At 65.5% G+C, this 14,503-nt stretch carries 8 protein-coding genes; 6 read left to right on the top strand and 2 right to left on the bottom strand.

The annotated features are described in order from the left end of the window. Positions 1 to 165: 165 nt before the first annotated feature. Positions 166 to 1,911 (bottom strand): hypothetical protein, encoded by a 1,746-nt coding sequence (locus KF724_01655; protein ID MBX3354386.1) that lies wholly within the window; start codon positions 1,909 to 1,911, stop codon positions 166 to 168. 290 nt (positions 1,912 to 2,201) lie between these two features. On the opposite strand from KF724_01655, the gene KF724_01650 reads away from it, so the two are divergent. The 4 genes from KF724_01650 (at position 2,202) to KF724_01635 (ending at position 7,226) form a co-directional block, all read left to right on the top strand. Beyond that, on the top strand, positions 2,202 to 4,595 hold the full coding sequence (locus tag KF724_01650; protein ID MBX3354385.1) for a VCBS repeat-containing protein: 2,394 nt from the start codon (positions 2,202 to 2,204) through the stop codon (positions 4,593 to 4,595). Positions 4,596 to 4,661: 66 nt separating this feature from the next. Beyond that, the gene (locus KF724_01645; GenBank protein MBX3354384.1) at positions 4,662 to 5,141 is read left to right on the top strand and encodes a hypothetical protein; all 480 of its coding nucleotides are present in this window, start codon (positions 4,662 to 4,664) and stop codon (positions 5,139 to 5,141) included. A gap of 27 nt (positions 5,142 to 5,168) precedes the next feature. After that, the gene (locus KF724_01640) at positions 5,169 to 5,321 is read left to right on the top strand and encodes a hypothetical protein (GenBank protein MBX3354383.1); all 153 of its coding nucleotides are present in this window, start codon (positions 5,169 to 5,171) and stop codon (positions 5,319 to 5,321) included. Between the two features lie 57 nt (positions 5,322 to 5,378). Further along, positions 5,379 to 7,226: a carbamoyltransferase gene (locus tag KF724_01635; protein ID MBX3354382.1), complete on the top strand. Its 1,848-nt coding sequence runs from the start codon at positions 5,379 to 5,381 to the stop codon at positions 7,224 to 7,226. A 36-nt stretch (positions 7,227 to 7,262) separates the two neighbouring features. Here KF724_01635 and KF724_01630 read toward each other — a convergent pair whose 3' ends face one another. Further along, positions 7,263 to 7,433, bottom strand: a complete 171-nt coding sequence (locus KF724_01630; protein MBX3354381.1) for a PLDc N-terminal domain-containing protein — start codon at positions 7,431 to 7,433, stop codon at positions 7,263 to 7,265. 87 nt (positions 7,434 to 7,520) lie between these two features. Here KF724_01630 and asnB point away from each other — a divergent pair, with 87 nt between their 5' ends. Both asnB and KF724_01620 read left to right on the top strand, forming a co-directional pair. Next, positions 7,521 to 9,578: an asparagine synthase (glutamine-hydrolyzing) gene (asnB, locus tag KF724_01625; GenBank protein ID MBX3354380.1), complete on the top strand. Its 2,058-nt coding sequence runs from the start codon at positions 7,521 to 7,523 to the stop codon at positions 9,576 to 9,578. Between the two features lie 2,089 nt (positions 9,579 to 11,667). Next, positions 11,668 to 14,469, top strand: a complete 2,802-nt coding sequence (locus KF724_01620; protein MBX3354379.1) for a hypothetical protein — start codon at positions 11,668 to 11,670, stop codon at positions 14,467 to 14,469. Positions 14,470 to 14,503: the final 34 nt, after the last annotated feature.

Below are 14,503 nucleotides of genomic sequence, written 5' to 3'. Positions count from 1 at the left end.
CGGCCCTGACTCGGTTGTGCCTCCACGAGCAGGGCCCTTTTTCTGCGCCGAGGATGATCGTGACGAGGCCGGGGCGCAGAAGAGGGCCCCGTGTCACGACCCGTGAGGGTGCGACACGGGGCTTCTCCGTGGGGACTTGTTGCGAACTCGTCGTTGCGCGGAGCCTCAGTTGACGGGCGCCCCTCGGCGTCCGCCACCTTCACCATCGCCTCGACCTCGGCCGCCGCCAAACTGACGCCGCATCTCCTCGATGGCCGCGGCGCGCTCGGTCTCATCGAGCACGCCGTCGTTGTTCGTGTCGAAGCGGCGGGCCTGCTCGCGAATGCCCTCAGGCATGTCGGCGATTCGACCCGTTCCAAGCATGCCTCCGCCCTGCCCACCACCTGGGAAGTCTCCCCAGCGTCCGCCGCGCCCGCGCTGCGGAAGCTTCTCCTGCTGCTCTGGAGAGAGGAGATCGCGAAGCCGACGCATGTAGGCGTCGTTGAGGTCGCCGCGCTTGGAGAGCATGTCCTGCATCGGATCGGGCGTGTCGCCGCCCACGCCGAAGCGACGCCCCATGCCCATGCCCATCGGAGGCAGACCGTTCACCATCGAGATGATCGCCCCCGACTGTTCAACGATGTCGAGCGGCTCCTGTCGGCGCAGGTGCGTCATCATCCGCTCGTTGAGCGATGCCACATCGACGCCGAATTGCGTGCTGAGATTCGCGATGGCGGTGCGCACTTCGGGCGTGATGTCATCCCACTCGAGCGCCGCCTCGAACGCGCGCTCGGCCTGCGTCGGTCGGTAGACCCGGTCATAGCCGGCCACCAGTGCAGCGCGCTGGACCTGCGAACGAAGCTCTTCCGGCAGCAGGGCCACGACCTCGACCCGGTACCGATCATTGATGTCTCGCACCGCGCGGTGCAGATCCGCCGAGCGTCGCGCCGTGTCCTCGACCTCGCGTGAGTTGCCCGACTGGGCCGCTCGGAGGAAGCGGATCTCACTCTGCTCGAGGAAGGTGTTGCGCGCCCGGAGGGCCTGATCGAGCTCCATCTCATAGCGGTCAAGCGTCGGAACGAGCGTCGCCATGACCTCTTCGCTCAGGTTCGCTTCATCGAGGATGGCAAAGAGATCGACCTGCTCGCCGGAGAGAGAACCGAGCGGAATGGTGCGTTCCCGGCGCATGAAGCGATCGAAGGACTCCCACTTCTCCGCCTGCTGCTCCGAAAGAATCGCGCGAATCCCCGCGAGGAGGTCATCGCGCATCTTTCGGCGCTGGTTGTGCCAGTCCTCCATCGTGTCGATCATGCGGCCGATGGTCTCGCGGGTCTGCGCCTGGGCGCCGGACTGCTCGCGCTCGCGGATCATCTCATCCTGGAACTTGCCCATCCGCTCTCGAATCAGGGCCGCGCGAACTTCCGGATCGATCTCGCCGCCACTCTCTGCAGCGATCTGTTCGATATCCGCGCGAAGGCCCTGCATCGCCGACTCCATGCGCTCGCGCATGGCCGGGTTGAAGAAACCCGCAGCGATCTCCTGCATCGAGTTGCGGATCTTCTCCTGCGCCTCCTGAGACGCCGGGTTGAAGGCCTCGTCGTAGTCGAGCAGAAGCTGCTCGACGACCATGCGCTGCGTGTCATCGAGCGCCAACTGCTCGCGAATGAGCGGCAGGTCGCGCCGCATGAACTCGGGACGGAAGCCATCCATCGCACGCCGCATGAAGCCGCCGCCCGGACCGCCCATCATGCCCCCGCCGCGCATGCCGCCGAAGCCGCCGCCCTGACCGCGACGATCCTGCGCTCGTGGCACATCCTGCTGTTGGGCAAAGAGGGGCGCGGCCGCGGCCAGGCAGAGCATGGACGCGAGGGACGCCGCAAGGAATCGGCGCGGAGCCGCTGCGGCACGAGTGGAGCAGAGCAGGGTCGACATCGTTGAGATCCTCGTCACGAGAGAGACTGGGCGGTCGTGTCAGTCGGGCGGGCGTACGCGGCCCGGAGCGGCGCAGCGTCCGCAAAGCTGGCTTGTTGTACCTACGAAAGAGGTTTCGGCCGCATCCCCGTGAAATCGTCCGAATAATTGGGAGAATTGACCGTTCATGGGTGGCTTGATCGAGGAAGGGCGAAGTCCCCCCCAACGATGCCCGAAGAGAGCCCCTAGAGGGAGTTGCGGGCTCCTTCCCTTCCCGGAAGGCGTGCCCTGTGTCTAGGCTGAGGAAGTCCATGGTTTCAGCGTTTCATCGTCGTCTTCTGGTCTCCGTGCTCATGGCCCTTGTGGTGCCCGCCTCGGCGGCATTGGCGGGGTGGGTTGCGGGTCAGAAGCTGACCTCCTTCCCGCAGATCGTGCTCGGCGAGCGCTTCGGTTTCGCCAACGCCACCAACGGCGATTTCCTTGCCGTCGGTGCGCCCGACGCCACGGTCGAGAGTGAGATCGGCGCTGGACTCGTCTACCTCTTCAAGCGTGTTGGTGATGCATGGACACCCCACGCCGTCATCGCGCCTCCGGTGAGTGAGGACTTCGGTGCCACGCTCGCGCAGTTCGGTTGCTCGGTGGCGATGAGCCGCGACACGCTGGTCGTCGGCGCCTGGGGGTACACCGGCGCGACGGGGCAGGCGTTCGTCGGCGCCGCGTTCGTCTATACGCGCAACACGGAGACCGACGCGTGGTCACTGCGGGCGACCATTCGCCCCAATGATCCCACGGCGATTGGTCAGTTCGGCTGGTCGGTGAGCGTCGACATGCCCGAGGCTGGTCCCGGAGTCATTGCCGTCGGCAAGGTGCTCGACGGCGCGACCAACAAGGGAGCCGCCTATGTCTTCACCGGCTCCGAGGGGTCGTGGACGCAGCAGGCCAAGCTGGCTCCCGCCGATCTCGGCGACAACAACAACTTCGGCTACGCCGTATCGATCCGAGGTGACACGCTCGTGTCGAGCACGCAGCGTCAGACCAACGGCGGTGGACCGAATGCTGGCGCCGCATATGTCTTCACGCGGGCTGGCACCACTTGGAGCCAAGCCACCAAGCTCGTGCCCGGGGACATTCAACCCGGGGACGCCTTCGGCGCGTCGGTCGCGCTGGGCGATGGCGTGCTGGTGGTCGGCGCTCCGGGCAAGCGCTCGGGTCAGGTGGTCGGCGTTGGCCGCGCGTACATCTACGAAGGCGCCGGCGCCGTCTGGAACGCGACGCCGGTCCAGCAGCGCGATCCCTTCCAGAACGATGCTTTCGGCTACTCGGTGGCCGTGCAGCGACCACTTGAGCCGCTCGGAGAGAGCGTCGTGCTCGTTTCGGCACCTGGCTATGACTCGGGGGCGGCGAACAACGGCGCCGCCTTTGCGTTCAAGAAGATCGGCGGTGTGTGGACGCTTGACACCACCGATCTGTTCGTGGCGAGCGCCGTGCCGAACAGCGCACTCGGTCGAAGCGTCTCGCTCTCCCCCGATGGCACACGCGCGGCGATTTCCAGCGAGTCACCCAGCGGCACCAGCGGCGCGGCGTATGGCTTCACCTTCGTTGCCGAAGGCGGCGGCACTTCACCGGGTGCCGGCGGAACGCCAGGAGGCGGAAGCGATGGACCGATTTCCGGCGGCGGAGTGCCACCGGCGCCAACCGAGCCTGGCGGTGGTGGTGGCGGCGGTGGCGGTGGTGGTGGCGGACCATCAACGCCTGGAAACCCCGTCCAGCTTCCGCCGTTGCAGGCGGACTTCGGTACGGTCGTCGGCACCTTCATCATGGTCGATCCGAAGACACGGACGATCTACGCCATGCAGTCCGACGGCGTCCTCAACAACTTCAAGCCCAAGACGGAGATCATCGCCCAGTACCCCGAGGGCTGGGACCTGCTCGCCACTCCGGATCTGAATGGCGATGGATCGGGCGACCTGCTCTTCAACGATCGCAAGACCGGCGTTCTCCACGGATGGCTCCGCAACGGCCTTGAGATCACGGTGGAGAACGAGATCGGCGAGTTGCCGGATGGCTTCGAATTCGTCTCGTTTGGCGACTTCAATGGTGACGCGATCGATGACCTGGTGCTTCGGAATGCCAGCAACGGCAATCTGGAAGTGTGGCTGATGAACAACCAGGGGTTTGTCTTCCGCGAAGTTGTCGTGAATCTCTTCGACTCGAACTGGATGCCATTGCCGGTCGACATCACCGGCGACGGCCGCCCCGAGTTCATGCTGCGGCAGCCGAACTCCGGCGAGCTGCTGCAACTCACCTTCAATCTCCAGGGCACCACGGAGACGCTCATCCAATGGCCCGATGCGGCCAGCGACTATGAGCTGGTGGCCGGCGGCGATGTCGATGGTGATGGCACCCCGGACCTTGTCTGGAACAACACCTCCCAGAATCAGTTCGAAGTGTGGTTCATGAACGCGGATCGAACCGAGCGGGCTCGCATGCGACTCATGCTCGAGTCCAACACCTGGCGCATCGAGCGGCTTCGGGACTTCGATGGCAACGGCAAGGCGGACTTCCTGCTGAGCCGCAACGGAACCGGTCGAATCGTCGTCGTCTACATGGAGTTCGACGAGAAGAGCGGGCCGCGCGTCCTCAAGAGCAAGGGTTTCGGACGCATCAACTCAGATCTGGAGATCATCGACTTCGCAAGACGATGATGACATTCGTCCTGATGCCACCGTGGGGACGATCCTCACGGGCCTCTGGTAGAGTGTTTCCCCGCCATGGCCGCCACCAAGGGTGCCATCCACGAAGATCTCTCCCGCAAGGATGAGATCGAGGGTCCCAGCGACCGGAAGTTCGGCTTCCAGGTCGGGGGCATCCTCATGGGCCTCGCCCTGCTTCTGATGTGCTGGTACCGCTACCGGCATGGGAGTTGGGTCAGCGAAAGCGGGTGGGGACCGTGGCCCTGGTGGATGGGCGCGGTCGGCGTGGTGCTGGTGCTCGCGGCGGCCCTCTCGCCGTCCATTCTTCGCCCGCTCAACAAGGCGTGGATGGGCCTTGCGATGGTCCTCTTCGTGATTGTCAATCCGGTGGTCATGTTCATTCTCTGGGCCGTTGTCATGACGCCGATGGGCCTCTTTGTTCGCTTCATCTGGCGCAAGGACCTGCTTCGGATGACGCTTGACCCGAGTGCGAAGAGCTACTGGATCCCCCGTGATCCGCCCGGACCTGCTCCGGCGAGCATGAAGAATCAATTCTGAGCCACAGGCGCTCACGCGAGGACCTCCATGTTGGGATTCATCAAGGAACTGTTCGCCTTCATGGCCGAGCGCAAGAAGTTCTGGCTGCTGCCCGTCTTTCTGACGCTGGTGCTGATCGGCGGCCTGCTGGTGATGGCGAAGGGATCGGCCATCGCACCGTTCATCTACACGCTCTTCTGAACCGCGCCTGCCGATCACGGCCCTTTCTCCCTCGCAGTCACCGCACCAGAGACGCCCTTGCGCATCCTCGGACTTTCCGCCTACTACCACGACTCCGCCGCCGCACTCGTTGAGGACGGTCGCATCGTGGCCGCCGCGCAGGAGGAGCGCTTCACCCGCAAGAAGCACGACCCGGGCTTTCCTCGCAACGCCTTGCACTACTGCTTGAGCGAGGGGCGGACCACGCTGCGCGACATCGACTTCGTGGTCTTCTATGACAAGCCGTTCATCAAGTTCGAGCGGCTGGTGGAGACCTATCTCGCCTGGGCGCCAAGGGGCTTCCGCAGCTTCAAGATGGCCATGCCGCTGTGGCTCAAGGAGAAGCTCTTCCAGAAGTCGATGCTCGAACATGCCCTTCGCGACGAGGAGCCGAGTTTCGACCCCGCGAAGCTGCTCTTCACCGAGCACCACCTGAGCCACGCGGCGAGCGCGTTCTACCCGTCGCCATTCGAGGAGGCCGTGGTCCTCACGCTCGATGGCGTGGGTGAGTGGACCACCACCAGTGTCGGCATGGGCAAGGGCCACTCGCTCGTCATGACGCGCGAGCTGCACTTCCCCCACTCGCTCGGTCTTCTCTACTCCGCGTTCACCTACTACACCGGCTTCAAGGTGAACTCCGGCGAGTACAAGGTGATGGGCCTGGCGCCCTATGGAGAACCCAACGGGGCGCGGCGCTTTGCGGATCTCATCCTTCGCGAGATCATCGATCTCAAGGAGGATGGCAGCTTCCGACTGAATCAGAAGTACTTCAACTACTGCACCGGTCTGACGATGACGAACGGCGCCTTCGACGACCTCTTCGGCGGCCCGGCGCGCAAGCCCGACAAGGAGTTGCTGGTCCAGCGTCACATGGACCTGGCCGCCGCGGTGCAGATCGTGACCGAGGAGGTCATGCTTCGGCTGACGCGTTCGCTCGCCCGCGAGCATGACTGCAAGAACCTCTGCATGGCCGGAGGCGTCGCCCTCAACTGCGTCGCGAACGGCAAGATCCTTCGTGATCGCGCATTCAAGAACCTCTGGATCCAACCCGCGGCCGGAGATGCTGGCGGCGCACTCGGCGCCGCGCTCGCGGCTTACTACGGCTACGCCGACAAGCCGCGAACGGTGGCACCGGTTCTTGACTCGATGCAGGGCAGCTACCTCGGACCGCGCTTCGAGCAGGCTGATGTGGAGCGACGGCTGAAGGCCGCGGGCGCCAAGTTCGAAGTGCTCAGCGACGCGGCCCTCATCGATCGGACGGCGACGGCGCTTGCTGATGAAAGGGCCGTCGGCTGGGCGCAGGGGCGCATGGAGTTCGGTCCTCGCGCCCTCGGAGGTCGCTCGATTCTGGGCGACCCGCGGAGCGCGTCGATGCAGAAGACGCTCAACCTGCGCGTCAAGTATCGCGAGAGCTTCCGACCATTCGCCCCGAGCGTGTTGCGCGAGCGCGTCGCGGACTTCTTCGAACTCGACGGTGACAGCCCCTACATGCTGCTGGTCGCCGATGTGGTCAAGTCACGCCGCATTCCGATGACGGCGGAGCAGCAGCAGCTCTTCGGCATCGACAAGCTGAATGTGCCGCGCAGCGATGTGCCGGCCATCACCCATGTTGACTACTCGGCGCGCGTGCAGACGGTCCACGCGGAGACCAACCCGCGCTACCACGCGCTGCTCAAGGCCTTCGAGCAGAAAACCGGCTGCCCGGTGCTGGTGAACACCAGTTTCAATGTTCGAGGCGAGCCGATCGTCTGCACCCCGGAAGACGCCTTCCGCTGCTTCATGGGCTGCGAGATCGAGGCGCTGGTGGTGGAGAACTGCTTCCTCCGCAAGGAGGACCAGGACCCCGCGCTCAAGCTCGACTACAAGCACGCGTTCGAGCTCGATTGATCCATCCGCGCGGCGCCTGTCGACGCCGCACTTCTCCTACTTCCCTCGCCCGACGAGGAAGTAGATGATGAGGCCGACGAGGGGCAGCAGGAAGATCAGGAGCAGCCACAGCACCTTGTGCATGAGCGGCTTCGTCGACGAGGCGATTTCGATCGCCGCGATGATGAAGAGCACCAGGTGGATGAGACTGAGAATCGTGTAGAGCATGGGTCACTCCGGAGGATTGCGGTCGAGCGCGGCTGAGACCGTTCAGGTGGTGAGCCTATCGCTCCCTCGGCTACGCTGGAGCCTTCCATGTGCGGCATCTGCGGCTGGCTGAGCTGGGAGCGGGCCCCCGACCCCGAGATCGTTCGCGCGATGAGCGAAACGATCATCCATCGTGGCCCCGACGCCGGCGGTGTCAGGGCGCTGGGTCCGATGGTGCTCGGACACAGGCGCCTCTCGATCATCGATCTCGCTGCGTCGAACGACCAGCCTCTGTCGGACCACGAGGGCCGGGCGTGGATCGCCTTCAATGGGGAGATCTACAACTTCCGGCGCGTGCGGCGGGAGCTTGAGTCGCTCGGACATCGCTTCCGTACCCACGGAGACACGGAGGTCATTCTCGAAGCGTGGAAACGGTGGGGCGAGGGCTGCCTCGAGCGCCTCGAGGGCATGTTCGCCTTCGCCCTCTGGGATGTGCCCACCCAGACGCTGCTTCTCGCGCGGGACCGACTCGGCGAGAAGCCTCTCTTCTGGGCGGAGGTTCCGGCGGCGCAGGGCGGCGGAGTCATCTTCGCCAGCGAGCCGAAGGCGCTGCTCGCGCATCCGGGCTTGGCCCGTGGTGTCGACCCGATCGGTCTCGGTGACTTTCTCTCACTCAACTACACCCTGGGCACCACAACCCTCTTCAAGGGCGTCTCCCGACTTGAAGCTGCGCATGTTATGACGCTCTCGCGCGGTTCGGCGCCGCGCGTGCGGCGCTACTGGGATCTTGCCGAGGTGTTCCGCCGCAAGGAGATGCCGCGTCGAGGAGACGACGGCGTGACCGAGGACACCGCCGCGACGCTCCGGAGCGCCGAGGCGACTCACTCCCGCCCAAGCGAACGCGACCTCGCTGAGCAGCTCGCCGCTCGGATCGATGCCGTCGTCGCCGAGCGCATGGTGAGCGATGTGCCGCTTGGAGCTTTCCTCTCGGGCGGGGTGGACAGTTCGACCATTGTGGCGGCGATGACCCGCGCGGGTGATCCATCGAGCGTGAAGACCTTCACCATCGGCTTCGAGGAGAAGGGTTACGACGAAGTCGCCGAGGCGCGCGAGGTGGCCATGCTTCTGGGAATTGACCATCGCGATCGCACGCAGACGGCCGACGCCGAGAGCGTGATTCGGGCGCTGACCGTCGCGGGCGATGAGCCTCTGGCCGACACGAGTCTCATGCCAACCTGGTTCCTCTCGCAGTTCACGCGCGAGTTCGTCACGGTGAGCCTTTCGGGCGACGGTGGCGACGAACTCTTCGCCGGGTATGAGACCTACGCCGCTGATCGACTCCATCGACGCGTGCGGCACATTCCGCGGCCGCTGCTGGGAGCGCTGCGCTGGGGCGCCGAGCATCTCGTGCCCACGACGCACGGCAAGGTGAGCTTCGACTACAAGCTTCGGCAGTTCCTTGCGGGGGCGGAGCTCCCCTTCCGACGCGCTCACTGGTGGTGGCGCGTCATCTTTGGCCCGGAGTCAATGCGCTCCCTGCTTCGACCTGATCACGCGTCGCGCGTCACCGCCGAACATGGCTTCAGCGAGTTCGACCGTCACTTCCGGGAGGTCGACTCCTGCCACTGGCTGGACCAGGCGAGCTATGTGGACATCAAGACCTGGATGGTGGATGACATCCTGGTGAAGGTCGATCGCGCCACCATGGCGCACTCGCTCGAGAGCCGCGCCCCCTTCCTTGACTCGGGGCTGGTCGAGTTTGCTGCGGCGCTCCCGCCATCGATGAAGATGCGCGGCTCACGCAAGAAGCATCTGCTCAAGGAGAGTCAGCGCGGTCGCCTGCCCTCGACCATTCTTGACCGGAAGAAGAAGGGCTTCAACGCCCCGGTGAGCTCATGGTTCGACGGAGCGCTCAAGGGCTTCGTGCGCGATGCCCTGGCCGAGCCGGCCCTGCGCGAGTGGTTTGAGCCCGCGGCGATCGACACGCTGGTGCGGGAGCATGCCGATCGGATCCGCGATCACGGGCTGCGGCTGTTGTCGCTCGTGAGTTTCTCGCTCTGGTTGCGGCGGCTGAATGAGCCCCTCACCTCGCTCAGCGCCCGAACGGCAACGAAGATCGCGACAACGGCCGATGACGCAAGCATCGGGTCGAGCGCATCGGTGTAGCGGAAGATGATGGTCGCCGAGAGCGCCATCAGCAGGATCGGGCTCCACACCATGAGCGCGAATGCCGCGAGCAGTCGCGCCTCCGGCGAAGTCGCCAACTTGGTCAGGGGCCCTGAGCCGTCATGAGCCCGGCGCCCGCCCCATGGAAGCAGAAGCACGCCGAGGAGCGTCGCCGCAGCCGTGATCGCCGCATAGATCCTGCGCCGGTCGTCGATCCCCCGTCGGAGTCGCTCCCAGACGAAGCTCCTTGGAGAGTTGGAATCGAACATTGGGGTTTCGATCCACTGTTCGAAGAGCGCCTTCTGCTGAGGTGGCAACGCCTCGAGACACTCGAGGCCGCCGGGAGTCGCTCCCTCGATCGCCGACCGGACGCTGGCGCCCCGGCCGAACCAGTGCGTACACCCGAAGGCGTTCGCCAGCACATGCTGGGTGTACGCCCAGGGGCGATGTCGAACCGGCTCAGTGGCCAGCACTCGAAGAAGACGCTCCCTCTCCCGCGCCTGGGTGCCTTCGGCAGGCGGATGTTCGGCCAACCATCGATCAACGGTCGGCGCGAGAATGATCCAGAGCAGGATGTTGTATTCGTCCGAAGTGTGAAGGTAGTACCCCGTGGGCCACCCAAGCGCCGGGCGCGCCTCGAGGATCGGAGCCACTTGCGCTTCGATCCGGCGCGCGAGTTCCGGTTCTGACGGGACGGTCTCGGGGGACACCATCCACGCGACATGCCCAGCGAGGCTGATCGAGCCCATCGTCGACAGACCGAAGAAGCCGTGACGAGAGAAGTTCCGCATCGACGCTGCGCCGAGGATCACACCGAGCGTCAGAAGCGCGGGCAGCAGCAGTCGGAGCACCGGCCGCCACCACGCGGTCGACGCGGAACCGAGGTCGTGGCGATGCCACCACCAGGGCAGAAGCACCACCGGAAGCAGACCGATTCCAACTGGTCGAATGAGAATCGCCGCCGCGATCAACGCGGCTGCAAGCGGTGGCAGCCACGCGGACCGATGCCGCGCTGAGAGCGCGATGATGGCGGCGACGAGGCATGACACCGCGATGAATGGACCGTCAGCCATGACGGTGAAGCTCGTCTCGAAGATGCGCGTGGAAGTTCCCATGAAGAGGAGCAGAACTCCAGCCGCGCTCCACGAGGCCGCAGCCAGCAGCGGCCGGCGCTCTCGCTCTCGCCCATCGCGCGGCGCAAGGACATGGGCCGTCGCGGCCGCAAGCGCGACCATTGACAACGCCACGGCATTCACCTGCATGAACGCGAGTGGTCGCAAGTCACCCCAGATGAAGCTCACCGAACGGAGAATCAACGGATAGCCGATCGTTCGGATCGAGAAGTCGCCGAGATAGCTCATCGAATCCTGTTGGACCGCGATCCATCGAGGTGCGAGCCACATCAGCACCAGGTTCCAGATGAGCAGGATCGCGAGTGCGGAGGCGATGAACCACACCTGAGCCAGACGGACGCCAAGGCGCGATCGATGGCGGCACGCGATTGGCGTCAGTGCCACGCCCACCAGCAACAGGAGCATGGCGCCGCGCTCGATCCAGGGAGCCGGCCGGGGCGAAAACGACACTCGGTAGAGGCGCCCGTTGGTCCTGGGGTCACTGTTATCGCTGGCCGAGAAAATGATGCGCCCCACCCAATGGGAAAAGCGACCGGCGCCCTTCTCTCGAACAGCCGTATGCGTCGCGTGCGCCGGGCCGAGCGGGTGGCCGTTCTCGAGCAGCGTCAGATCACTCTCCGCAGGTGACGAGAGAGAGTCGCCCCGTGCGGACCACCATGGCGGCAACGAAGGCCTGACACGCGCGACGAAGGCGAGCCCGAGTTCGGGCTCAATCTCCGAAGAGACCAGTTCGAACTCGATTGGCTTCGTTGTCACCCGCGAGAGCAGCAGTGCCGCCGTGGAAAGCGCCACGGCACCAATCCAGCAGCCGAGGACGAGCACGATGGTGGCGCGGCGAGATTCGCGGAGCATGAGCCATTGCTCTTGCGAGCAACCCCACTTCGCCGACGGCAGTGCGGGCAGCATCGCGAGGCGACTTCAGCGATGGTACCGTACGCTGCATCGGAGCAAGCGCCGTGCCGACCACCGCTCGTGTCAAACCCGGTGCGAGCCTCCTTCTCGGCCTTGCACTGCTTCTTCTTCCGTGGGTCATTCGCGGGGTACTTCAGGCGCGACCTCCGGAGGCGCGACTCTTGATCACGCCAGCCCAGGTGGTGCACGACGGTGGACTCGGATGGCGCTGGCCGATTGATCACGCACCGGGCGTCGGGCGATGGGCCGCGTGGGCCTTTGAACTTCCCACGGACCAGGGGGCCAACACGCGCAGCGAACTCAAGCTCTTCGAGGATGACCGAGCGCTCGGGCCAATGCGGTCGGTGCACTACGACATTCGCACGCTCGGGGGAGGTCGATTTTCCCACTGGCGCAAGGATCTTCACTTCAGTGCATCCGACAGCAGCGATCCCCGCACCAATGGTCGGGAGTACAGGATCGAGTCACCACTGGAGATTTCGCGAGCTGCGGACCTCGTCACGATCGCTCTCTCACTGCTCGGCCTCGCGCTGATCTGGTGGAGTGCGCCGGTCCGTACGGCCACACGGGGATGGCGCGAACGGTGGCTCTCCGGTGCGCCGCGCCACGCCGCCCTTCAGGTCGAGCGGTCGACTTCGGGCGAGGGCCGATGGTTCGGCGCTGACGGTCACCCCATTGCTCCGCTCTCCAACGCATGGCGCGCCGTGCTCGTCCTGCTCTGGGTCACCTGCGCCGCCGTGGCCGTTCGCGCCGCGAGCCATGAGCGTGACCCCTATCACCTCACGACCGTGCCCACCACCGGCTACTCCGATCACACCAACGGGCTCATCGGCTACGCGAGCTTCATGGATGGCGTGCCGCGGCACTCGGAGAACATGCAGACCTTGGACCATGTGGCCATGTTCAACGGCTCCTTCATTGCCGCGGACATGTATGCGAACCGACCCCTCTTCCCGTTCCTCGTCAGTTGCATCGCGTGGATCTTCGGCGTGACCGGCGCCTCACTGGTGGTCAATCTGGCGGCGTGGGCCTTCGGCGCGTGGATCGCCACCCGGGTGGGCGCTGAAGTCGCACGAAGTCCAATCGCCGGCGTGACGGCGGGAGCGCTCGCGTGCCTCGGTCCGGGCTGGTTCATGCACATCGGGGACTACTCCACTCATCTCTTGAGCTTCACGACTTCCTCGCTTGCACTGCTCGTCGTGCTGCGAAGCCAGGTCTGGCGCGCTCGCCAGCCCGCCGAGGTTCATGCGGCGGTCGGCGCCACGCTGGTGGTGGCAGCGCTCGCCTACAACTCGGCGCTCTTCTTCGCCACGGCGTACTTCATTCTGGGCATCTGGCGAAATCGCTGGTGGCAGGTCATGCTTGCCGCCGCGGCGCCGATGGTGACTCAGCGCCTCTGGCCACCGCTCCTCAACTTCCTTTCGAAGGGTGACTTCGACTACTACGAAGTCGAGGCGGGCCTGCTGCGCAACGCGCTGGCCATGTGGCCCGACGCGTGGCGTGAGGGAACAGCCATCGCCACCGCGTGGGGTGTCTTCATCGATGGCCTCGTTCCCTTCGCGGCGTTCCTTCCCCTGCTCCTTGTTGGCGCGCTCGCGCCGCTGCTGGGGGGTGTCCGTCGCGGAACGACTCCCGATGTCGGCGCTGTCCTGCTCATGCTGATGAGTGTCGCCATGCCGATCGTGGCGGTCATCATCTACTCGCCGACGGCGACCGCACGCGGCTACCTCGTGTTTGGAGGAGTGACGGCGGCGTGGGCGATCATCGGCCTCATGCTCGCACGGCTGCGAGAGGGCGCTTGGCGCGGAGTCGGCATGGGGTTGCTCCTGCTCGGCTTCGTTGCGCAGGCGTGGTTCGTAACGCTGCACTCCACCGGTGACGCGCGCGCCGTCAAGCTCTTCACCTGGGGCATTCCCGACTGGTCGCTCGAGAGCTTGCGCGCCTGGCGACTCGCGCCATCGACGCAGGTCTTCGGACTCTGCGGCGAGGCGACCCCGGCCCTGGCCGGCGGCGACGCCACGCTGCGGGAGTGCGGCGCCTATGAAGGTGGCGAAGCCTTGCCGATGCTGCCGGCCTTCCGCAATCCCATCCAGATCGGACAGATGCTGATCGTGCGGATCGCGCTCATCGCGCCGCTCGCCATCTGGCTCCATCTGATGCGTCTGACCGGGCTCCTCTGGCCGACGCGTGGCTCATCATCGGCTCGCCCGGAACCATCGTCCGCGTCAACTCCCGTGCCGACGCTGCGCTTGGCCGGTGTCGCGGCACTCCTCGCGCTGCTCCTTGTTCCACCAGCGGCGGCACGGCTGCACCGAGGCGGTCCAGTCACCATGCGCCACTCGATGCACGATCGCCTGCTGCCGGTGCGAGCGACGCAGGCGGTGGTCGAAGTCGAACTCGATCCGCTCGCCCTCCAGCAACTTGAGCGACTTCTGCTTCGGTCTCTCGAGCCGGTCGAGGGCGAGGAACCCGTTGAGCTCGAGGTGGCCCTCTTCACCGGCTTCGGATGGAAGCAGGACTCCGGGGAAGGCGTCATCGTTGAACTTGAGGTTGGTGGGGCCATTATCGCCCGCTTTGACACCGAGGGTGTGGGTCGCTTGGCGCGACCGGTCGACACGACAGCGCTACTTGCAGGACTCAGGCGCGATCCGCGACTTCGAGTGGTGGCGACGCGGAAGGAGGGCATCGCGGTGGTGGCCTCGTGGCAGCGCGGCGATCTTCCCGGGCGGGCGCTCTTCCTCGACGGCGCGCGCGTGGAGCCATCGTCCGAGGTGCCGATGCCGATCGTGGAGCTGCGCGTGCGCCCGCGCCAGCGTCCTTATGATCCTCTCCTGATTCTCTACTGATGGACGCGGCGCGGGCCAATGCACCGAACCCACG

Source organism: Phycisphaeraceae bacterium (assembly GCA_019636735.1).
GTDB lineage: Bacteria > Planctomycetota > Phycisphaerae > Phycisphaerales > SM1A02 > VGXK01.
Note: the sequence above shows the minus strand (reverse complement) of the source record. Positions and strands in the feature narration are given on the sequence as shown.

What these genes read in the sequence shown, in the direction of transcription:
- KF724_01655 (MBX3354386.1), bottom strand. Translation starts at nt 1,911, where the DNA reads ATGTCGACCCTGCTCTGCTCCACTCGTGCCGCAGCGGCTCCGCGCCGA.
- KF724_01650 (MBX3354385.1), top strand. Translation starts at nt 2,202, where the DNA reads ATGGTTTCAGCGTTTCATCGTCGTCTTCTGGTCTCCGTGCTCATGGCC.
- KF724_01645 (MBX3354384.1), top strand. Translation starts at nt 4,662, where the DNA reads ATGGCCGCCACCAAGGGTGCCATCCACGAAGATCTCTCCCGCAAGGAT.
- KF724_01640 (MBX3354383.1), top strand. Translation starts at nt 5,169, where the DNA reads ATGTTGGGATTCATCAAGGAACTGTTCGCCTTCATGGCCGAGCGCAAG.
- KF724_01630 (MBX3354381.1), bottom strand. Translation starts at nt 7,433, where the DNA reads ATGCTCTACACGATTCTCAGTCTCATCCACCTGGTGCTCTTCATCATC.
- asnB (MBX3354380.1), top strand. Translation starts at nt 7,521, where the DNA reads ATGTGCGGCATCTGCGGCTGGCTGAGCTGGGAGCGGGCCCCCGACCCC.